This is a genomic window from Novosphingobium sp., assembly GCF_027489515.1.
In the GTDB taxonomy this organism is placed as follows: Bacteria; Pseudomonadota; Alphaproteobacteria; order Sphingomonadales; family Sphingomonadaceae; genus Novosphingobium.
Window position 1 is genome coordinate 45005 of the sequence record NZ_JAIXZS010000026.1, and the last position, 19601, is coordinate 64605.

17 protein-coding genes and 2 pseudogenes are annotated in these 19601 nt (G+C 62.9%); 9 read left to right on the top strand and 10 right to left on the bottom strand.

All coding sequences use genetic code 11. The annotated features are described in order from the left end of the window. Positions 1–326: 326 nt before the first annotated feature. From Q0082_RS04280 to Q0082_RS04290, 3 genes and pseudogenes are all read left to right on the top strand, one after another. Positions 327–506 (top strand): annotated as a pseudogene (locus tag Q0082_RS04280) (type B chloramphenicol O-acetyltransferase); the annotation flags it as partial. 44 nt (positions 507–550) lie between these two features. Beyond that, entirely contained in the window at positions 551–1147 is a 597-nt protein-coding gene (locus Q0082_RS04285; RefSeq protein WP_298190295.1) for a putative colanic acid biosynthesis acetyltransferase, read from the top strand. A gap of 372 nt (positions 1148–1519) precedes the next feature. After that, positions 1520–2959, top strand: a complete 1440-nt coding sequence (locus tag Q0082_RS04290; RefSeq protein ID WP_298190298.1) for a hypothetical protein — start codon at positions 1520–1522, stop codon at positions 2957–2959. Here Q0082_RS04290 and Q0082_RS04295 read toward each other — a convergent pair. The 8 genes from Q0082_RS04295 to Q0082_RS04330 form a co-directional block, all read right to left on the bottom strand. Beyond that, the gene (locus tag Q0082_RS04295) at positions 2946–4346 is read right to left on the bottom strand and encodes a hypothetical protein (protein WP_298190300.1); all 1401 of its coding nucleotides are present in this window, start codon (positions 4344–4346) and stop codon (positions 2946–2948) included. The genes Q0082_RS04290 and Q0082_RS04295 overlap by 14 nt on opposite strands. Positions 4347–4495: 149 nt before the next feature. Further along, positions 4496–5731, bottom strand: a complete 1236-nt coding sequence (locus Q0082_RS04300) for a WcaI family glycosyltransferase (protein ID WP_298190302.1) — start codon at positions 5729–5731, stop codon at positions 4496–4498. Between the two features lie 39 nt (positions 5732–5770). Beyond that, positions 5771–6727: a GDP-L-fucose synthase gene (locus Q0082_RS04305; protein WP_298190304.1), complete on the bottom strand. Its 957-nt coding sequence runs from the start codon at positions 6725–6727 to the stop codon at positions 5771–5773. A 1-nt stretch (position 6728) separates the two neighbouring features. Next, the gene (gene gmd, locus Q0082_RS04310; RefSeq protein ID WP_298190306.1) at positions 6729–7802 is read right to left on the bottom strand and encodes a GDP-mannose 4,6-dehydratase; all 1074 of its coding nucleotides are present in this window, start codon (positions 7800–7802) and stop codon (positions 6729–6731) included. Positions 7803–7933: 131 nt separating this feature from the next. Further along, positions 7934–8506, bottom strand: coding sequence for an LptA/OstA family protein (locus tag Q0082_RS04315; protein WP_298190343.1), 573 nt, complete (start codon positions 8504–8506; stop codon positions 7934–7936). Next, positions 8506–9150: an LPS export ABC transporter periplasmic protein LptC gene (locus tag Q0082_RS04320; protein WP_298190308.1), complete on the bottom strand. Its 645-nt coding sequence runs from the start codon at positions 9148–9150 to the stop codon at positions 8506–8508. The genes Q0082_RS04315 and Q0082_RS04320 overlap by 1 nt, the downstream gene beginning before the upstream one ends. A gap of 36 nt (positions 9151–9186) precedes the next feature. Continuing rightward, entirely contained in the window at positions 9187–9804 is a 618-nt protein-coding gene (locus Q0082_RS04325; RefSeq protein WP_298190310.1) for a ribonuclease D, read from the bottom strand. 62 nt (positions 9805–9866) lie between these two features. Next, entirely contained in the window at positions 9867–11183 is a 1317-nt protein-coding gene (locus Q0082_RS04330; RefSeq protein ID WP_298190312.1) for a UDP-glucose/GDP-mannose dehydrogenase family protein, read from the bottom strand. A 113-nt stretch (positions 11184–11296) separates the two neighbouring features. Here Q0082_RS04330 and ung point away from each other — a divergent pair, with 113 nt between their 5' ends. Together ung and Q0082_RS04340 are read left to right on the top strand one after the other, a co-directional pair. Next, positions 11297–11986: a uracil-DNA glycosylase gene (gene ung, locus Q0082_RS04335; RefSeq protein ID WP_298190314.1), complete on the top strand. Its 690-nt coding sequence runs from the start codon at positions 11297–11299 to the stop codon at positions 11984–11986. A 67-nt stretch (positions 11987–12053) separates the two neighbouring features. Then, entirely contained in the window at positions 12054–13799 is a 1746-nt protein-coding gene (locus tag Q0082_RS04340) for an ATP-dependent Clp protease adaptor ClpS (protein ID WP_298190317.1), read from the top strand. Between the two features lies 1 nt (position 13800). On the opposite strand, the gene Q0082_RS04345 is transcribed toward Q0082_RS04340, so the two are convergent. Next, entirely contained in the window at positions 13801–14781 is a 981-nt protein-coding gene (locus Q0082_RS04345; RefSeq protein WP_298190319.1) for a magnesium and cobalt transport protein CorA, read from the bottom strand. 121 nt (positions 14782–14902) lie between these two features. On the opposite strand from Q0082_RS04345, the gene Q0082_RS04350 reads away from it, so the two are divergent. The 4 genes from Q0082_RS04350 (at position 14903) to Q0082_RS04365 (ending at position 19121) form a co-directional block, all read left to right on the top strand. Further along, positions 14903–16429: an NAD(P)/FAD-dependent oxidoreductase gene (locus tag Q0082_RS04350; RefSeq protein ID WP_298190321.1), complete on the top strand. Its 1527-nt coding sequence runs from the start codon at positions 14903–14905 to the stop codon at positions 16427–16429. A 426-nt stretch (positions 16430–16855) separates the two neighbouring features. Further along, positions 16856–17617: a molybdopterin-binding protein gene (locus tag Q0082_RS04355; RefSeq protein ID WP_298190323.1), complete on the top strand. Its 762-nt coding sequence runs from the start codon at positions 16856–16858 to the stop codon at positions 17615–17617. 35 nt (positions 17618–17652) lie between these two features. Beyond that, a complete protein-coding gene (locus Q0082_RS04360) occupies positions 17653–18168 on the top strand; it encodes a hypothetical protein (RefSeq protein ID WP_298190325.1) in 516 nt (171 codons plus the stop codon). After that, a complete protein-coding gene (locus Q0082_RS04365) occupies positions 18168–19121 on the top strand; it encodes an NAD(P)-dependent oxidoreductase (protein ID WP_298190327.1) in 954 nt (317 codons plus the stop codon). The genes Q0082_RS04360 and Q0082_RS04365 overlap by 1 nt, the downstream gene beginning before the upstream one ends. 99 nt (positions 19122–19220) lie before the next feature. On the opposite strand, the pseudogene Q0082_RS04370 reads toward Q0082_RS04365, so the two are convergent. Further along, positions 19221–19601 (bottom strand): annotated as a pseudogene (locus Q0082_RS04370) (50S ribosomal protein L1); the annotation flags it as partial.

Below are 19601 nucleotides of genomic sequence, written 5' to 3' on the forward strand. Positions count from 1 at the left end.
TCATCGAACGCTGCCGAAACGAGATCGAAGGTTGGCAAAAGAAGCTCGCGCGCAAGTTCCTCGTGCCCTGGCTCAAACGCAAGTACCGGCTGGCCGAGCTTGGCGAGGGCTTTCACTGGCAGCGCGGAAAATCGCTCGTTATTGCGCCCGGCAGCAAGGTCGGCCGCTTTGCCTATCTAGGTGGCGGCTTCGAAGCGCACGGGCCGGTTGTCGTGGGTGACCTTTGCATGGTCGCCGCCGGCTGCAAGATCGTCGGCGCCGACCATGATTACAACCGCGTTGGCGATCCCACCCGTCTCGCCTTCCCCGAGGCCGGTCGTCCCGTCACCACCTTGGGACTCGACGTCTGGCTGGGTCAGCGCGTGACCTTGATCGAGGGCATCACCATCGGACGCGGCGCCGTGATCGGATCAGGATCGATGGTCACGAAAGACGTCGAACCTTATGCCATCATGGCAGGCGTGCCAGCCCGCTTTATCAAGTGGCGCTTTGAGCCCGAGGAGATTGCGGCGCACGAAGCTGCGATCATGCAACGGACTGGGGCCTGACCATGAACCTCTCGCAACCATCGCCGGACAAGACCGGCCTGCGCGATGTCCGCAGGGACATGAAGAACAACACGCAGTCGTTCTTCACGCTGCGCAATCGCATCGAGCGCACGATGTTCATGCTGGTCTGGGCCGTGCTGGCGGGCTGGACACCACCGCCGCTCCATCGGTGGCGCTGCGCGATCCTGCGCGCGTTCGGCGCCGATATCGGTGCCCGCGTACGGATCTACGGCTCCACAGTTGTCTGGCTTCCACGCAATCTGGCCATTGGCGATGACAGCCTGATCGGACCGCGAGTGCGGCTCTACAACCAGGGCCGTATCGACATCGGCAAGAATGTTGTGGTGAGCCAGGGCGCGCATGTCTGCGCCAGCAGCCATGATGTTTCGGATCCGCTCTTCCAGTTGGTCCTGCGGCCGATCCGGATCGATGACCGCGCATGGGTCGCTGCCGATGCCTTTGTCGGGCCGGGCGTCACTGTCGGCGAAGGCGCAGTGCTCGCAGCGCGCGGGGTAGCGGTCCGGGCGATGGATCCTTGGATGATCTACGGAGGCAATCCCGCTCAGGCCCTGCGCACGCGCAGTTTCAAGGAAGAGTAATGGCCAAGTCTTTTGCCCTGCTTGGGGAAGGGTCTGATAAGTGGACACCGCGGGTAGTGCCGCAAGGACAGGACCTCATTCCGGCCTGCGTTATGCCCGACTCCCCAGACTTGCGCGCATTAATGCTTGCCACTTCGCCGCTCCGAACTGTACTGCTTGTGCAGTGCAGCACTGCCAGTCCCGAAAGCTACAGCAGGTCTGGGTTTCAGCTTATCGCCACGGTGAACGGACGGAGGCAGGGCGGTTCCTGTTTGAAGATGTTCGAGAACACCTTGCGTCCGCAAGCGCGTATCACGCTATGAAGTTATCCGAAAGAACTGGCCCTGACCCATGGTAACGCTAGTCGTCATATTAGTTTATATCCTGATATTGATGGTGAACGCGACGGCGTTGCGGGCGATAAATGTTCAACGCCTTCAATTTATCGACGGCGTAATTCTCGGCTTGACGTATTACATAACGATTCCAATGTTTTTCATTCTGCTATCTGGCCGCATTGGTTCAAACTTTCTTCAGATCGAAGATTATCTGCCATACGAAGACATCAGCACGACATTCGTGATATTTTCCGCGTCTCTGCTGGTATGCGGGCTTAAGATTTATCTCCCGGCGTTAATGTTGCGTCGAAGGTCCGCTTTGATGTCGATACCACCGGTTGGTGGACCTGCTGCCGCACAGATACCCGCTTCCCCGCGCAGGAATGGCAATCGCCGTGGCTTCCGCTGGAGTTATGTGCATTGGTTGCTCGGCATGAATTTGGTGATCTATTACGCGTCCACCATCTTTGTGTTCTATCGAGCTGGCGTCGCCGATGGCGAGCACTGGTATCAGGCGACCTCTACGCTTCTCTCCGAGAGCCCGATCTACGTCATCATCAAGTACTTCTCAAACTTCACCCGAACATCGGTATTCGGCATTCTGGGCATACTCACGCTTCGTGACCCGAAACGTCGGTACCAGTTGGCCGCCATTGGTCTGTTTGTTTGTGTGTCGGATCTCTTGATGACTTTCAATCGCGTTACGGTTGTCTATTTTGGCATTCTTTTGCTGATTGGTTCGTGGAACAAAATTTACAACATCTTGTTCGGTTTCTTTGTGCTGTTGTTTGGTGGTGTCTATATCGGATCGCTCTGGCCGGAATTTCGAGGTCAGGTCAGCAATTATGGCTATTCGCTGTCGGGCTTCGCGGATGCGTTTGCAAAAGCTGTGGAAGTGAATTCCAGATCCCTGCCATTCGTGGACGCGATGAATGGCCTGTTCGAGTCCTTCACCTTCAGCGTGCTCAACTGGGAGGTGAAGCACTACAGCTATATCAGCGTCGATTTCGGGGCCTATTTCACCCGTCCGCTCGGCGTGATCATCCCGCGCTCGATCTGGCCCGATCGGCCCGAATCCTTTGCGCTCTTGCTTGGCCGCAACTTCTCCAAATCCGAGCTGGCCTTGAATTCTTACATCATCGGCGAGCCCTTCGCCAATTCATGGGTGTTCTGGCCGTCACTCGTGGTCATCGCGATCATGGCGAACGAACTTGTCTATCGCAAGTTGGGCCAGCGCGATCCGGTCTGGGGCTTCATCGGTGCCATGATAGGGTTTGCATGGTGGCGTTTTGACACGTCCTTCCTAGCCGTCTCGTTGCTGATCAGCCTGATCGTGTACGGTGCCATGCAGGCTCTGGTTGGCAGCGGCACGCGTGCGACACGCGAAAGAGCGCGTGCGCCGGGACCGGATCGTCGCTTGCCCGTCTACGCCCCCGGTGGTCGGGCGACCACAGCACGCGGTCGTGGCCGCGGACGCCAGATCAATGCCAGGTAAGGCCGTCGTCGGTTGAAACCAGCGTGACGGCGCCCCGTTCGCGCATGGTCACATACCAGCACAAACCATGGCCGCAGTCCTTCGTTTCCGTGCCCACAAGGCCTTCCTGCGCCGCCTCGGCCCGAGTCAACATGTTCGGGTAATAGCGGAAATTCAGATAGAGTTGCCCGAGGCTGTCCACCGTCAAGCGCTGCCGCCAGGCCGAATAGTGTGATCGATCCGGCTCGGCTATCGGCCGAACGATCGAGCCGTCCGGCCATCGCTGCCAGGGTTTGTTCCACGGTTTGCGCAGCTGCACGAGCGGATAGCGGGCCGACGCATCGGTCAGCCGCGAGATCAGGTTCAGCGTGCCGTCGCTGCTCATGGCGAGGCTGACATATGTGAAGACATCGCCCTTCGCGAGGCCGCTTGTGCCGATCGGACTGGCGGAAGACCAGCCGCCAACGGCTGAGTCCTGCGCGTCTGCACGCACCCACTGCAATAGCGCATGATGGGCGCCGATAATGACGATGAGACGCCGGTCTGGCCCCATTGTGATCGCCGGGATGTCATGTCCATCGGCGCACGCCTGCGTGAGGCTGCGGCCTAGCACGACTTCGTCACCCACCAAGGCGTGCCTGGCCCGGTCGACTTGCCGGACGACGATCTTGGTCCCGGTGGTCGAGCAGTCATCGGCGTTGAAAGCAACGAAGACCTGACCTTTGGTTGTGAAGGTTGAATTGGCGGCACCCGAATGGTTTCCGGCAAGAATGCTGTTGCTGCTGATCAGGATCGACGGTCCATCGGGAAGGATTGCGCCGCCAACGTCCTTGAACAGGTTCAGCCAGAGCCGCTTGCCGACCACGCCGCCGTAGTTTTCAAAGCTGAGCACTGTTGGTGGTCCGGCATGATCATTGAACGCGTCAGGGCGTTCGATCGCGGCGTTGCGGCCCGGAAGCTTCAGGGCGTGCCAGTCCCTCCCGCCGTTGTCGGACCACAGCAGCGCGGCGTTGCGGAGGTTCGAATATCGCGGAATGAGCAACGTATAGAGCCTGCCCGAGGCATCGGACACGACGGACTTGTCATTCATGAAGCCCCTGTCCCATCGGCGATCCCATTGACCGGCGACATCGGGAATGTCGCGGTTGATCGCGACCTCGGCCAGCTTCTCGAAATCCATCGCCGCAACCTGGGTCCCGTTTCGCAAGACGATCAGCTGCTTTTCATCGCGCAGGTACGTTGTGCCATCGGCGCCGAACCCCGGGCTGCCGGTGTCGAGCGGTGAGCCCGCGTGGCCTGAGGCGGCGACAAGCCGGTATTCGGATGGGCGCGCGACGGTGCAGGGGAGAAACAGCAATGGGGCCAGTATCAGTTTGACCATCAGCCGGAATGTCGTCGTGCTTGTCATCCTTGTCGCACCTTCAATTGCCGGCCACCGGATTGCGGCATCATGGATGCACGACAGTGTACAGATGCTGACGGTGTCCCCAGGAATACGCAGCAGCGGTTCCGGGCAGCGCGATGTCCGCCGCACAAGATCACCAAATCCCTCCGGCTTTAGGCACCGGTCGACCTGCCGCGTACCAACTCCTGAATTGCACTCTCGAGGGAATCGAGAATGGACTTGCGGCCCCAACGCTCTCTTGCTCGCACAAGGGCGGCCTGACCTAACTCAAGTCGGGCTGCCTCATCGTCAATGAGACTGATGATTGCATCCGCAAGCGCTTGAGCGTCGCCCGGCGCAGCCAGTCGTCCGCATCCATCCACTTCCGCGTAGAGCCCGGTTCCCGGATCGGCGGTAGCGATCACCGGACGCCCGGATTGCAGCATGTTGGTAAGTTTGGAGGGCAGGACGAGGTCGGCAGCACCCGGTATCTGAGGAAGCAGGTGCAGGGATGCAAGCGAAAGCAAATCGCCCATGCGTTCGGCTGGCTGCAGATCATGAAGCTGGACGTTTGCGAGGCCCTCGGCCATCTGTGCCAGCCTGATCCGATTGGGGCCTTCACCACAGATCACAAAGACCAGATCCGAGCGGTGGCGAAGCAATTGCGCCGCTTCGATTACGATCTCGATGCCTTGCTTGTTGGCAATGTTTCCAGAGTAAAGTGCGACTTTGCGATCACCGATGCCCCACTCCTGGCGATAGGCAGCACCATGAGTGTCGTTGGGCGCAAACGTTGCGTTACTCCAGTTCCGCAGCTCATAGATGCGTTCCGGGGGGACGCCCTTTTCGATCAGTTTGGCGCACATTTGCGGACTGATCGTGGAGACCCGCGCGGCTGACTGGAGGATACGATGTTCGACCGCCCGCGCGCATCGCTCTACCGGTCCGCCCCCTTTGACAAGATTGGTCGCAAAGGCGGCCTCAACTTCGAAATCCTGGATGTGGACCCAGAGCGGAGCATGGGCGCGTCCTGCGGCACGCGCAGCTATGGGCACAGACATCAAAGAGGGCGCAATCGCTAGGACCAGGTCAGGATTTTGGCGGGCCGCTGCCATCATCGGCGCACTCGCAGACAGCGCAAAACTCGCGTGATGAAGAAGACGACGCGATCCGTTGGGCGTCGCCGGAACATAGTGCGGCACCCTTGTAACGTTGACCCCATTCTCGACGGTGTCCGTGCGTCCTTTAGGCTGGCCCGCATAAGGGCGCCATTGCGGATAATAGGGTTTGCCGGCAACCACCTCGACCTGATGACCGCGCGATGCCATCTCCTCGGCGAGGCCAGTTGTGTAGGGGCCGATCCCAACCGGTTCCGGCGCATAATTCAGCCCTAGAATCAGCAGCTTCACCCCGGCCTACCTCTCTTAACTGCGATTCGGGATCGAAACTCAGGCCAACGCCTGCTTTAGGTTTCCAGCGACGTAATCCCGATATGCGGAAGCAACGCCGTCAGACAGGCCAATCGAAGGCGCCCAACCCATGCCGAGCAGCTTGTCGCTGCTCATCAGCTTGCGTGGCGTTCCATCCGGCTTGGTCAGATCCCGTTCGATCCGGCCTTGAAAACCGACCACCCCACAAACCAACTCGGTCAACTCGCCGATGGTGATGTCAGTGCCGGAACCGACATTGACATGGCCATCATCCGAATAGGACTTCAGCAGGAATACGCTGGCATCGGCCAGATCATCGACATGCAGGAACTCGCGGCGCGGGGTGCCAGTGCCCCAGATCGTGATGCTGTCAGCCCCGGCCAGCTTGGCCTCATGAGCCTTGCGAATCAGCGCGGGCATCACGTGGCTGTTGGCAAGGTCGTAGTTGTCGCCGGGACCATAGAGATTGGTCGGCATCGCCGAGATAAAGTCACAGCCGTACTGTCGGCGATAGGCCTGGCACAGCTTGATCCCGGCGATCTTGGCCACCGCATACCATTCGTTGGTCGGCTCCAGCGGCCCGGTAAGGAGCGATTCCTCGACGATCGGCTGCTCGGCGAACTTGGGGTAGATGCACGAAGAGCCGAGGAACAGCAGCTTGGCCGCGCCCTGGGTCCGGGCAGCCTCGATGATATTCGCCTCGATCATGAGGTTGTCGTAGAGGAACTCTGCCGGATAGGTGTCGTTGGCATAGATTCCGCCGACCTTCGCGGCGGCGAGCACCACGACATCCGGCTTCTCTGCCGCAAACCATGCGCGAACCGCCGCCTGCTCGCGCAGATCGACTTGCGCACGGCTTGCCGTCAGCACCGTGCAATTCTCCTGTGCCAGTCTCCGCACGACGGCCGAGCCGACCATGCCGCGGTGCCCGGCGACGTAGACACGCTTGCCGGCCAGATCGAAAGTTCCTGACATGTCAGGCGTCCTTGGCGATGGGGGCGTCACGCATGGTTTCAAGGTCGGACAGGACCATTTCACGCGCCAGCTCACGGGCCGACGTCTCGTGGGTCCAACCCAGCTTCTGATTCGCCTTGGTCGGATCGCCAATCAGGAGATCGACTTCGGTCGGACGGAAGTAACGCGGATCGACCTCAACAAGGCATTTGCCGGTCTTCTTGCAATGGCCCTTCTCGGCAGCACCTTCTCCGGTAAATTCGATCTCGATGCCGACATCCTCGAAGGCCCAGCGCACGAACTCGCGGACTTCGGTCGTCTCGCCGGTCGCCAGCACGTAATCGTCAGGCTCGTCCTGCTGCAGCATCATCCACATGCCGCGCACGTATTCGCGGGCATGGCCCCAGTCGCGCTTGGCATCGAGGTTGCCGAGGTAAAGCTTTTCCTGGCGGCCCAGCGCGATGGCCGCAGCCGCCCGGGTGATCTTGCGGGTCACGAAAGTCTCGCCGCGCAGCGGACTTTCATGGTTGAACAGAATCCCGTTCGAGGCATGGATGCCATAGGCCTCGCGGTAGTTGACCACGATCCAGTAACCGTAAAGCTTCGCCACGCCATAAGGCGAGCGCGGATAGAACGGCGTCGTCTCCCGCTGCGGTACTTCCTGCACCAGACCATAAAGCTCGGAAGTGGAGGCTTGGTAGAATCTCGTCTTGCCTTCGAGACGCAGAATGCGAATCGCCTCAAGCAGGCGAAGCGTGCCGATCGCGTCGGCGTTCGCCGTGTACTCGGGTGTCTCGAACGAAACTTGCACATGGCTTTGTGCAGCCAGGTTGTAGATCTCGTCCGGCTGGACCTCCTGCACGAGGCGGATCAGGTTCGTCGCATCCGTCAAATCACCGTAATGGAGGTGAAACTTCTGGTGCGGGACGTGCGGATCTTCGTAGATATCCTCGATTCTTCCCGTGTTGAAGGAAGACGAACGGCGCTTCATGCCGTGGACGACATACCCCTTCTCGAGCAGGAGCCGAGCGAGGTAGGCCCCGTCCTGCCCGGTGACGCCGGTGATAAGTGCAACCTTGCCTTGTCCGCTGAGCATGTAAACATACCTACGCTATTGTGCCGATGCGAAACGTCTAGCTGCAGTGCGGCGCAAGGCAAGCGGAATGCGCACTGCGCTTCAATCTCTCGGCTTACCTCGCCAAGGCGTTACCCCGGCCAGGATCGCGTTTAGGTCTTTGGCACGGTGAAACTGCCGCTGACCCGCCCATTTCCGCGACTCGGTTGCGGCCCGGATCCTGCAGAGGAACCGCCAGAGGCCCGGCCATCGATGTTCGAAATGCCGGTAGTGAGGTCGATCACCAAGCGTCCGCCATTGAGTGTGTCGCTTCCACGTCGCAGTGCAACATTTCCTGCCATCGTGATGAGCTTGCGATCGAAGTCGTACACAGCAACATCGCCGCTGGCGCGTTCACTTCCACGCGTGACGACGACGCCGCCGGTGGCTTCGATACGCTGGATCTGCAGCGATCCGGTATCGGTATAGGCCACCGTGGTCCGTGCAGCCTTCATGGTGAGATCGGCCTGGGTAATGTCGACGCTGCCGGACAGAACAACGCGGTTCTGCTTGTCCTGAAGCTCGATGCGGTCAGCCGCGTAGTTGACCGGTGCCTTGCTGTTGTGCGCAGCGATGGCCTGCGCCGAAAGATGCTGCGCGCCCGCGACAAGGGCGGCGCTCGCGCCGAAACCGATCGCAAAGGATCGTAGCGGCCGGCCGGCCTTGAGGGCTTCGATCAACGTCATCATGGCATCTTCAGCTTGCCTGGCTCCATCGTCAGGCGGGCGTGGCCATCGAGCGTGATGGTACGCGCCTCAAGATCCGCGCTTATCCTGTCGGCCGAGAAAGTGCCAGCAGGAATGCGGCCTTCCGCCCGCCCCTGGCTGACGAGGAGCCGCTTGCCGATGTCGATATCGGCACCGCCGGTGATCATCCGATAGCCGTCGGACGTCTCGAAGTTGACCGGGGTCGGCACGTCGATCTTCTGCTTGGCGAAATCGTAGATGCCCGCGCCCGTCGTAAGGCTGGCCGGCCCGTCGGTCAGCATGACACGCGCGGTGATGTCGCGCATCTCGACCTCGTCGCGCTTTTCCGAATGCTGCACCGCGCTTCCCGCGGTGACCGAAAAGTTCCGCCCGGAATCGTCCTGTCCGCGGTACATCGCGCTGACCACACGCAGCCGGTCATTGACCATCGCCACCTTGTTGCGATCGAGCAGGAAGCTGATTTCACCGCGCGGGGAAAACGGCGCAATCACCAGAACCGCAAGCAGGGCCCCGATCAGCGCGGGCATGCCCATCGCCACCATCCGGACCATGCGATCATGGAAGCCGCCGGGCGCAGCGAAATGCTGGCGGCGACCGCGCAGGTTGTCGGCCTTCTGCGTCATTGTCCCGGGCATCTGGTCAATGTCACCTGCAAGCTCTCACTCGTGGCTGAAGATGTCGCGGTCTGCCCAGCCGGCAATGTCCAGCAGAGCTCGCGTCGGCAGGAACTCGAAGCAGGCCTGCGCCACGTCGGTACGCCCTTCGCGTGCCAGCCTCTCGACGAAGATCAGATGCATCGCATGGAGATAGCGTACGTCGGACGCGGCATAGTCCTGCTGCGCGTCGCTCAGCGTCGGTGCACCCCAGTCGCTCGATTGCTGCTGCTTGGAAATCTCCTTGCCGAGCAGCTCGCGCACCAGTTCCTTGAGGCCGTGGCGGTCGGTGTAGGTGCGTACCAGCTTCGAGGCAATCTTGGTGCAGAACACCGGAGCAGCCATCACCTTGAGGTAGTAGTGGATCGCGGCGAGGTCGAATCGCGCGAAGTGAAACAGCTTCAGCCGCGCAGGATCGGCGAGCACGGCGCGCAGATTGGGGGCGGCGTAGCTGCTCCCGGCCGCAAAGCGCACCAGATGCTCGTCACCATGCCCATCGGATATCTGCAGCAAGCAGAGCCGGTCACGCGGGGTGACGAGCCCCATGGTTTCTGTATCGACAGCAACCGGCCCCGGCGCGAGCACGCCTTCGGGCAAGTCTTCTTCATGAAGGTAAACAGCCATTCGCTCCGCTTAGGCCTTCGCCGCAGTGGCGGCAAGCGCGGGAATCGGCGCGATGCCAAGCGTTACGTGCGTCCGACGCTGCTATAGTGCCATCCGGCGCCGCGCACTTCATCGGGATTGTAGACGTTGCGCAGGTCGACCAGCACGCGGCTGCTCACCAGCTGGCCGACCCGCTCGAGGTCGATACCGCGGAAAGCGTCCCATTCGGTCACGAGTACAACGGCATCAGCACCGGTGACCGCTTCATACGCGCTCTTCGCCATGGTCACCTCTGGCATCAGAGGAGCTGCCGCTGCCATGCCTTCCGGATCGTAGGCCACGATCTGCGCGCCCACATCGAGCAGCGCCTGGACAATCGCGATCGAGGGCGCATCGCGCATGTCATCGGTATTGGGCTTGAAGGTGAGGCCGAGGAGCGCAATGCGCCGACCACGCGGCTCGCCCACGCCAGCTTCGGCCATGGCTTCGATCACCTTGCGGCCCATGGCGCGCTTGCGGGTATCGTTGGTGCGCACCACCGCCTCGACGATCCGCACCGGGCTCGCATAGTCCTCGGCGGTCTTGAGCAGCGCTAGCGTGTCCTTGGGGAAGCAGCTGCCGCCATAGCCCGGCCCGGCATGGAGGAACTTCGAGCCGATGCGGTTGTCGAGACCGATCCCGCGTGCGACATCCTGCACGTCAGCGCCCACTTTCTCGCACAGGTCCGCCATCTCGTTGATGAAGGTGATCTTGGTCGCGAGAAACGCGTTGGCGGCGTACTTGATGAGTTCGCTGCTGCGCCGCCCGGTGAAAAGCAGCGGCGCCTTGTTGAGGAACAGCGGGCGATAGACCTCGGTCATCACGCCGCGCTCCCACTCTTCCTCGGCCCCGACGACGATGCGGTCAGGCCGCTTGAAATCGCCGATCGCGGCGCCCTCGCGCAGGAACTCGGGGTTGGAAACGACGGCGAACTTTGCGTCCGGCGCCCGTTCGCGGATGATCCGCTCCACTTCATCGCCCGTTCCGACCGGCACCGTCGACTTGGTCACGATCACGGCCGGACCGGTCAGCCCGTCCGCGATTTCCTGCGCGACCGCATAGACATAGGAGAGGTCGGCATGGCCATCGCCGCGCCGCGACGGCGTACCGACGGCGATAAAGATCGCCTGTGCACCGTCAATCGAAGCCGCCAGATCGGTCGAGAACGACAGCCGGCCAGCCTGCACGTTGCCGGCCACCAGTTCGGCAAGTCCGGGTTCGTAGATCGGCATCACCCCGGCAACCAGCCGGTCGATCTTGCTCGCATCCTTGTCGATGCAAACCACGTCATGGCCGAAATCGGCGAAGCAGGCACCCGATACCAGTCCGACGTAGCCGGAGCCCACCATTGCGATCTTCATACCGAAATCCCCGCGTACACAGCCAAAAGTACGTAGGGGCGGATAGCAAGGGGAAGTACCCCCTTGCAAATGGTATTCCCGCACTGCAGCAAAAGGTTTACGCTGCGCGTAGTATGACAGCCACCGTTATCCCCGAAACATGGCGCGGCCCGCTGGAAAGCGTGCTGACGAGCCGCCCTTTGCGTGCGTTGGGCGGTTTTCTCCGCGCCGAGGAAGCTTCCGGTAGGCGCATCTATCCTCCCGCCGGAACGCGGCTTGCCGCACTTGCGCACACGCCTCTGCCGCAGGTTCGAGCCGTGATTCTGGGGCAGGACCCCTATCACGGGCCGGGACAGGCGCATGGCCTTGCCTTCTCGGTGCCGCGCGGCGTTCCGATCCCGCCAAGCCTGCTTAACATCTTCAAGGAACAGGAAGCCGACCTCGGCCTTGCGCGGCCAGCGCATGGCTGCCTCGAGGCATGGGCGAAGGGCGGCGTGCTGCTGCTCAATACGGTGCTCACGGTCGAGGCGGGAGCGGCCGGCTCGCATCAGGGCAAGGGGTGGGAAGTATTCACCGATGCCGCGATCCGCGCCGTGGCACAGCGCAGCACGCCTTGCGTCTACCTCCTCTGGGGCAGCCATGCCCGCGCCAAGGCCGCGCTGATCCGCGAAGCCAGTGGCGGCCCGCACCTGATCCTCGAAGCCCCGCACCCCAGTCCGCTTTCAGCCCACCGCGGTTTCCTCGGCTGCCGCCACTTCAGCCGCGCCAATGCGTTTCTGGCGGAGCAGGGCACGGCACCAATCGACTGGAAGCTCCTGCCTTAACGCTGCAACAAGCATTGCGCATTTACTGCTCGAATAGGCAGTATTGCAGCAGCGTTCATGGGGCTTTATGACCGACCAAATCGTTCCCGATCTCGTTCAGATCAAGATCATCAACGATCAGAACACCCCATACCCGTTCGTCGTTGATCTGTTGCAGACGGTCTTTGGCCGCTCGCCGATTGACGCTCAATTGATCGGGACGACGGCCCACCACTATGGCGAAGGCGATTGCGGACTGTGGCCCCGTGGCGTGGCCGACGTGCTGGTGGCGGCCGCGCGGGAGCGGATCGAGAGCGCCGGCCATTCGCTCGTGCTGATGCGCTCCACCCCCACCGGCAGCGAAGCAGTGGGCCAGGAAACCTGCACGCTCTGCGCCAAGCCGGCCGCACATGCCCGCTCGCTGTATCGCAGCGAGGGCAAGGCGCTATGCGACGCCTGCATCATCGCAGCGACGGCGCACCTTGCCGAGGGCGTCGCCACTGCGCAGTTCAAATTCACCCACGAAGTGCTCGCCTGGCATTTCGGCTCCATCAGTCTGAGCGAGATCGAATCGTCGGTTCGAACCTTTCCCGCGCGGATGCGGGCAGACCTGCAGCTCGCCTTTGATCGCGTTCTCGATCAAGCAGCGGTCCGGCAATTGGGGATCAAGTCTGGCTATCGCTATGAGTCGGTCGATTTTGCAGATCTCTGGGAGACCGGCCATTCCGCCAAGGTGATCGCGCCCGTGCAGTTTTCGGATCTCGACATCGGCGAGGAGACCCCCCGCCGCTGTGTCGGAACCGCGCTTTGGCTGCTTGACCATGAAGGGGTGCGGCATTGCGCCATCGTCTCGCAGGAAACCGGGCATGGCGGCACCGAGAGCGTGAGGATCGAGATCGCCGTACCCAGCGGCCAGAGCGGTGCCGAACTGGTCTCGCACTACTTCCGCGAGATCGAGAAGGTCATCGAGAAGGCCGAATCCTATCGCGGCAAAGTGCTCTCGCTCGAGGCTGAGAACCAGTGGCAGGGCATGGCTACCGGCGTCACCGTCTACCGCTTGCCGCCCGTGGCGCGCGAAGACGTTATCCTCCCGGAGCAGACGCTTGCGCTGCTCGACCGCAATGTCATCGAGTTTGCAAAGCTGCGCGAGCGGCTTCGCGCGATCGGTCAGCCCACCAAGAAAGGCCTCCTGTTCTATGGCCCACCCGGCACCGGCAAGACGCATACGATCCGCTACATCGCCAGCAGCCTGCCCGGCCACACCACTTTGCTGGTCACTTCCGATCAGGTGGGTCTGTTGAACGAATACTTTGGGCTCGCCCGCCTGCTCCAGCCCGCAATCCTCGTGATCGAGGACGCCGATCTCGTCGCGCGCAATCGGGCCGACATGCGCAGCGGCGGCGAGGAAATCCTGCTCAACAAGCTGCTCAACGAAATGGACGGGCTGCGCCCGGACTCAGACATCTTCTTCGTGCTCACCACCAATCGGCCCGAGCATCTCGAACAGGCGCTGGCCGGCCGGCCCGGGCGCATCGATCAGGCGATCGAGTTTCCGCTGCCCGATGCAGATGGCAGGCGCAAGCTGGCCCTGCTCTACAGCGGCGGTCTACATTTCTTGCCGGCTGTGCTGGAGCGGATCATCGACCGGACCGATGGTGTCAGTGCGGCCTTTATCAAAGAGCTGATGCGCCGGATTTCCCAGCGCGTTCTGGAAGACACCGCAAGCCCGGGACGGGCGTCAGAAGACCATGTTCTCGCCGCGCTCGACGAGATGATGTTCGCTGGCGGCACCTTGAACGCGCAGCTGCTCGGGGCGGGCAGGATCGAACCTTGAACTACAGCCAGCCGATCCGCCGGAACCGCCAGAGCAGCCCGCCGCAGATGGTGATGATGAGAGCCCAGACCATCGGATAGCCCCATCGCCAGTGCAGTTCGGGCAGGTAATCGAAGTTCATGCCGTAGATGCCCGCGATCGCCGTCGGCACTGCGAGGATAGCCGCCCACGCCGCCAGCTGGCGCGTAATCATTCCCTGCCGGTGCTGTTCGAGCAGGCCCGCGGTTTCCACCGCCGCCGCCAGTGTTTCCTTGAGGCCCTCCATCCGCGCCATCGCGCGCCGCACATGATCGAGCACGTCGCGGAACCAGATGCGCGCCGAAGGGTCGATCACCGGCAGGTCTGCTTCGGCCAGACGCTGCGTCATCTCCTCCATCGGCCCGATGATCCGCTCGAACCGCCTGAGCTCGCGGCGCAGGCGGAAGATGCGGCGGATCGTGGCCGGATCGGGGAACTGGTCGATCGCCGATTCCTCGATGCTATGCGCGACTTCCTCGAACTGGTCGGCGATCGGAAGATAGCCATCGACGATGAAATCGAGCACGGCATGGAGCACATAGTCGGCACCCTCGGCGAGGTGGTCGCTATCCGCTTCCAGCGCGCGGCGCAGGTCGGCGTGCGCGCGCGCCGAACCCACCCGCACCGTCACGATGAACTGCGCGCCGAGGAACACGGCGGTCTGCCCGTAGGTGATCGTATCGTCAGCCGTCATCATTGCGGTGCGCGCCACGACAAACAACTGCTGACCATAGATATCGACTTTGGGCAGTTGCCGCGGGTTCAGCGCGTCTTCAACCGCCAGCGGATGGAGCCTGAACTGGCACGCGATGCGGTCCATTTCCTCGGCCGTGGGATCGGCAAGCCCGATCCAGTCGAAACATCCGCGCGGCAGCGCTGCCTCGGCCACCGGCTGACCGGTCAGCGCAAGATCGGCCGGGTCGGGCCTCCCCTCGGTATAGCGGCGCGCGGCGATGATCGGCATGGCTGCCCTTGTGTCGCCGAGCCGGCAAAAGCGCAATCGCCGCGTTTAACTGCCCGCCTAAACAGACTGGCAATCATGCCGCCGACTGCTATCATGCATGTCAATAACAGTGGAGGACAGCATGGGTTTCGAGGACACGCGGCGCGCCGGGCAGCCGGACATCGATGTCGCGATCATCGGCGCCGGCCTTTCCGGCATCGGCATGGCCGCGCACATGCAGATGCTCTGCCCCGACCGCACCTACGCCCTGTTCGAGCGCCGCCCCCAGCTTGGCGGCACCTGGGACCTGTTCCGCTACCCCGGCGTCCGCTCGGACAGCGACATGCATACCCTCGGCTTCATCTTCGAGCCGTGGAAGCATGAGAAGTCCATCGCTGACGGGCCATCGATCCTCGAGTACCTCAACCGCATCGCCACCGAACGCGGCATCCGCCAGCACATCCGCTTCGAGACCAAAGTCGTCTCCGCCAACTGGGAAAGCGGCAACGCCTGGTGGGTAATCACCACCGAAGCCGCCGACGGCCAGCGAAGCCGCACCACCGCGCGGTTCCTCTATCTCGGCTCGGGCTACTACGACTATGACACGCCCTACGACCCTGCGATCCCGGGCCGTGACGACTTTGCCGGCACGATCATCCACCCGCAGTTCTGGCCCGAAGACTTCGACTACACCGGCAAGCGCGTCGTCGTGATCGGCTCCGGCGCAACCGCCGTCACCATCGTGCCCGCGATGGCGCAGAAAGCGGCACACGTCACGATGCTGCAGCGGACGCCGACCTGGTACGCGATCCGCCCGGCGCGCGATGCCATCGCCAACACGCTGCGCAAGTTCCTGCCGGATAAGCTCGCCTACCGGATCACGCGCTTCAAGAACGTGTTCATGCAGGACATGGTCTACAAGCGGGCGCGCAATCAGCCCCAGAAGGTCAAGGACTTCCTGACCAAGAAGCTTCAGGAAGCGCTCGGCCCGAAGTACGATCCCGCCACCTTCACCCCGCCCTACAACCCATGGGAGCAGCGCCTGTGCCTCGTGCCCGATGGCGACCTGTTCCATGCGATGAAGGCGGGCAAGGCGGAGATCATCACCGACAATATCGAGCGCATTGATGCGCAGGGCATCCAGCTCAAGTCCGGCAAGCGGCTCGACTGCGACGTGATCGTCACCGCCACCGGTCTCGCCCTCGCCATGGCCGGCAAGATCGCCCTCGGCATGGACGGCCAGCCGGTGCGGATGAACGAGCGCTGGTACTACAAGGGCTGCATGTATTCGAACCTGCCCAACCTCGCGCAGGTCTTCGGCTACCTCAACGCCTCGTGGACCTTGCGCGCCGATATCGACGCCGATTTCGTCTGCCGCCTGCTCAACCACATGAAGAAAGTGGGCGCGGACAGCGCGACGCCTGTGCTCACCGACGAAAGCGCGCTCGAGGCCGACACCCCGCTCGATCTCTCCTCGGGCTACATCCAGCGCGGGCTCTCGATCCAGCCGAAGAACGCCAAGACGATGCCGTGGCGGCTCAACCAGGACTATCTGTTCGACCGCAAGTACCTCAAGGAAGACCCGCTCGACGACGGCATCATGCGCTTTGCCAAGGCGAGCGGCGCGGTGGCGGCAAAGGCCGGCGAGGTGGTCGAACCGGCAGAGTAGCGTCCCTCTCCTCTTACCCTTCGTCTTTCCCGCGAAGGCGCGGGGGTGGCGGAGGCGGCGCAGAGGTTGACACAGTTGACACGGTCCAGAGGAAATCCGGCAATTCCGGCTTCTTGGTACTAACCTACTGATCTTTGACAATAATAGGCAGAATCGCTGCCAAACACGGCTCGGGAATAACTGACACGCGCGTCTGTTATTCCCGAGCCGGGCATTATCCGCCAGCCTCCCTGCCACAATGGCGACGGGAGGAGCGTGCCCGGTGCAGCGTACGACGGAAACCACGGTTCAAAGAGCGCCCGTGACCTTTCGCCCGATAAGGGTGTGTAGGAAAGGTGTTTGTGAACTGGCGGGCGGCCAGTCCGCCCGGCGCAATCCCCTCAAAGGCCCATTGCACGCGTCTGCGTTTGCGCTATCGGTTCCCGCATGACCGAAGCTTCCCGCATCTGGACCGCCGCGCTGATTGTCGTGGGCGATGAGATCCTTTCCGGCCGCACGCATGACAAGAACATCGCACAGGTCGCGACGTGGCTGGGGGTGCAGGGCATTCGGCTGCGCGAAGTGCGTGTGGTGCCGGACGACATGGCGGCGATCATCGAGGCGGTGAACGCGCTGCGCGTGCGCAACGACTACCTGTTCACCACGGGCGGGATCGGGCCGACGCACGACGACATTACCGTCGATGCGGTGGCTGAGGCGCTCGGCGTGCCGGTGGTGATCCACCCCGAGGCCGAAGCGATGCTGACCCGCTATTACGAGACCCGCGGCGGCATCAATCCGGCGCGGCTGCGCATGGCGCGGGTGCCGGAGGGCGCCGATCTTATCCCCAACCGGCTTTCGGGCGCGCCGGGGATCCAGATCGGCAATGTGTTCCTGATGGCGGGCGTGCCGGGGATCACCGCGCAGATGCTCGACGGGCTGACGGGCACGCTGGAAGGCGGCCTGCCGCTGCTTTCGGCAACGATCGGCTGCTGGGTCGCCGAAAGCGAAGTGGCCGACCTGCTGCGCGAGACCGAAAAGACCCACGAGGGCTGCCAGATCGGCAGCTATCCCTTCTTCCGCGAAGGCAAGGTCGGCGCGAATTTCGTGATCCGCTCGACCGATCAGGCTGAGCTCGATGCCTGCGCACAGGTGCTGGTCGACGGGCTGGCGGCGCTTGGCCGCGCCTCGGTGCCGGGGGGCATCTGATCCTTCGGCTGGTAGCGGCAGCAGGCCTTGCGTTCATGCTACCTGCCTGCTCGCCAACGCTCACACGCTTCGAGCGCACGCTGGCAGCCCATGACAGCGCGACGGCCGCGCTGGGCCAGTGGTGCGCGGCGCAGCGGATTGCGGCGCCGGCCGAGATCGTCGCGGATACCGAGCAGGGCGCAAGCGAAGCTGCCACACCGACTATCCGCACGGCGCTCGGCGTCGGCGCTGCAGAGCCGCTGGCCTTCCGCCATGTGCGGCTGCGCTGCGGCGGCGCGGTGCTTTCCGACGCGAAGAACTGGTATGTCCCTGCCCGGCTGACCCCGGCGATGAACTCCAAGCTCGAAACGTCGCGAACGCCTTTCGGCACGGTGGTGCGCCCGCTGGGCTTTCGGCGCGAGCGGCTGGAAAGCAGGCGCGGAAGAGCCGAGGGCTGTCCGGCGGGAACGGTGCTTTCGCACAAAGCGGTGCTGCGGCTCGCGGACGGACGGGCGATCAGCCTGGTGATCGAGTGCTATACGCGGGCAAATCTGGCGAAGGAGGCTTCCTGATGCGCGTTCTTCTTACCGGTTCGTCCGGCTGGCTCGGCCGTTTTCTCGCTCCGGCGCTGCGCGCGGCCGGGCATACGGTGACGGGTCTCGATGCGGCGCCTGGCCCGGAAACGCATGTCGTCGGCACGATCGCCAGCCGTGCGGTGGTGGACCGGGCGATGGGGTTGGGGATCGACGCGGTGATCCACGCGGCAGCGCTGCACAAGCCCGATATCGCGCGCTATCCGGTGCAGACCTTCATCGATGTGAACGTGACAGGCACGCTCAACCTGCTCGAGGCCGCGCGCATTGCGGGGCATGACCGGTTCGTGATGACGTCCACCACCTCGCTGATGATCAGCGAGGCGATCAGGCGCGAGGAAGCGTCCGAGGCGGTGTGGCTGGACGAACGGACTGGTCCGCTGGCACCGCGCAACATCTATGGCGTGACCAAGCTGGCAGCAGAAGGGCTGTGCCGGCTCTATGCAACCGAGCATGGTCTGGCCACCGTGGTGCTGCGCACCGCGCGGTTCTTCCCCGAGGATGACGATACACACAAGCGGCCTTCGGGCGAGAACCTCAAGGCGATCGAGTTCCTGCATCGGCGGCTGACGGTGGAGGATGCGGCGGCAGCACATGTGACGGCACTGGAGAAGGTGCGCGAAGTCGGCTTCGGGCTCTATCTGGTGAGCGCGCCGCCGCCGTTCGCGCGCGAGGATGCGGCGGCGCTGAAGCAGGATGCTGCCGCGCTCATCCGGGAACGGTTCCCCGATGCCGAGGCGCTGTTTGCCGCGCGGGGCTGGCAGCTGCCCAAGAGCCTGGGGCGGGTCTACGATCCCTCATTGGCCGAGGCGGAGTTGGGCTTCCGCTGCCGGACCGACTTTGCCGCCGTGCTGGCGGCGCTGCGCGAGGGCGCGCCGCTGCCGTTTGCGCACGATCCCGACTATGCCTCGCCGCTCACGAAGGGGCGCTGAGGCAGTTCCCTGTTCCCTGAAGGGGAGAGGGCTGTGGAAACGCAAAGGGCCGGGAAGGTTTCCCCTCCCGGCCCTTTGTATTGAAGCGATCCGGCTGGATCAGCCGCCGTGGACTTCCGCCACGTCGACCTTGAGGCCGGGGCCCATCGACGAGGACAGACCGACCTTGCGCAGGTACTTGCCCTTGGCGCCGGCAGGCTTCGCCTTGACGATCGCATCGACGAACGCGTCGAAGTTGGCGCGCAGCGCTTCGTTCGAGAAGCTCATCTTGCCGATGCCGCCGTGGATGATGCCGGCCTTTTCGACGCGGAATTCGATCTGGCCAGCCTTTGCCGCCTTGACCGCGTCTGCGACGTTGGGGGTGACGGTGCCGAGCTTCGGGTTCGGCATCAGGCCCTTGGGGCCCAGCACCTTGCCGAGGCGGCCGACGATGCCCATCATGTCGGGCGTCGCGATCACGCGGCCATAGTCGAGGTTGCC

Coding starts and splice junctions, on each gene's coding strand:
- Q0082_RS04285 (WP_298190295.1), top strand. CDS start 551: ATGAACCTCTCGCAACCATCGCCGGACAAGACCGGCCTGCGCGATGTC.
- Q0082_RS04290 (WP_298190298.1), top strand. CDS start 1,520: ATGGTGAACGCGACGGCGTTGCGGGCGATAAATGTTCAACGCCTTCAA.
- Q0082_RS04295 (WP_298190300.1), bottom strand. CDS start 4,346: ATGACAAGCACGACGACATTCCGGCTGATGGTCAAACTGATACTGGCC.
- Q0082_RS04305 (WP_298190304.1), bottom strand. CDS start 6,727: ATGTCAGGAACTTTCGATCTGGCCGGCAAGCGTGTCTACGTCGCCGGG.
- gmd (WP_298190306.1), bottom strand. CDS start 7,802: ATGCTCAGCGGACAAGGCAAGGTTGCACTTATCACCGGCGTCACCGGG.
- Q0082_RS04315 (WP_298190343.1), bottom strand. CDS start 8,506: ATGACGTTGATCGAAGCCCTCAAGGCCGGCCGGCCGCTACGATCCTTT.
- Q0082_RS04320 (WP_298190308.1), bottom strand. CDS start 9,150: ATGACGCAGAAGGCCGACAACCTGCGCGGTCGCCGCCAGCATTTCGCT.
- Q0082_RS04325 (WP_298190310.1), bottom strand. CDS start 9,804: ATGGCTGTTTACCTTCATGAAGAAGACTTGCCCGAAGGCGTGCTCGCG.
- Q0082_RS04330 (WP_298190312.1), bottom strand. CDS start 11,183: ATGAAGATCGCAATGGTGGGCTCCGGCTACGTCGGACTGGTATCGGGT.
- ung (WP_298190314.1), top strand. CDS start 11,297: ATGACAGCCACCGTTATCCCCGAAACATGGCGCGGCCCGCTGGAAAGC.
- Q0082_RS04340 (WP_298190317.1), top strand. CDS start 12,054: ATGACCGACCAAATCGTTCCCGATCTCGTTCAGATCAAGATCATCAAC.
- Q0082_RS04345 (WP_298190319.1), bottom strand. CDS start 14,781: ATGCCGATCATCGCCGCGCGCCGCTATACCGAGGGGAGGCCCGACCCG.
- Q0082_RS04350 (WP_298190321.1), top strand. CDS start 14,903: ATGGGTTTCGAGGACACGCGGCGCGCCGGGCAGCCGGACATCGATGTC.
- Q0082_RS04355 (WP_298190323.1), top strand. CDS start 16,856: ATGACCGAAGCTTCCCGCATCTGGACCGCCGCGCTGATTGTCGTGGGC.
- Q0082_RS04360 (WP_298190325.1), top strand. CDS start 17,653: ATGCTACCTGCCTGCTCGCCAACGCTCACACGCTTCGAGCGCACGCTG.
- Q0082_RS04365 (WP_298190327.1), top strand. CDS start 18,168: ATGCGCGTTCTTCTTACCGGTTCGTCCGGCTGGCTCGGCCGTTTTCTC.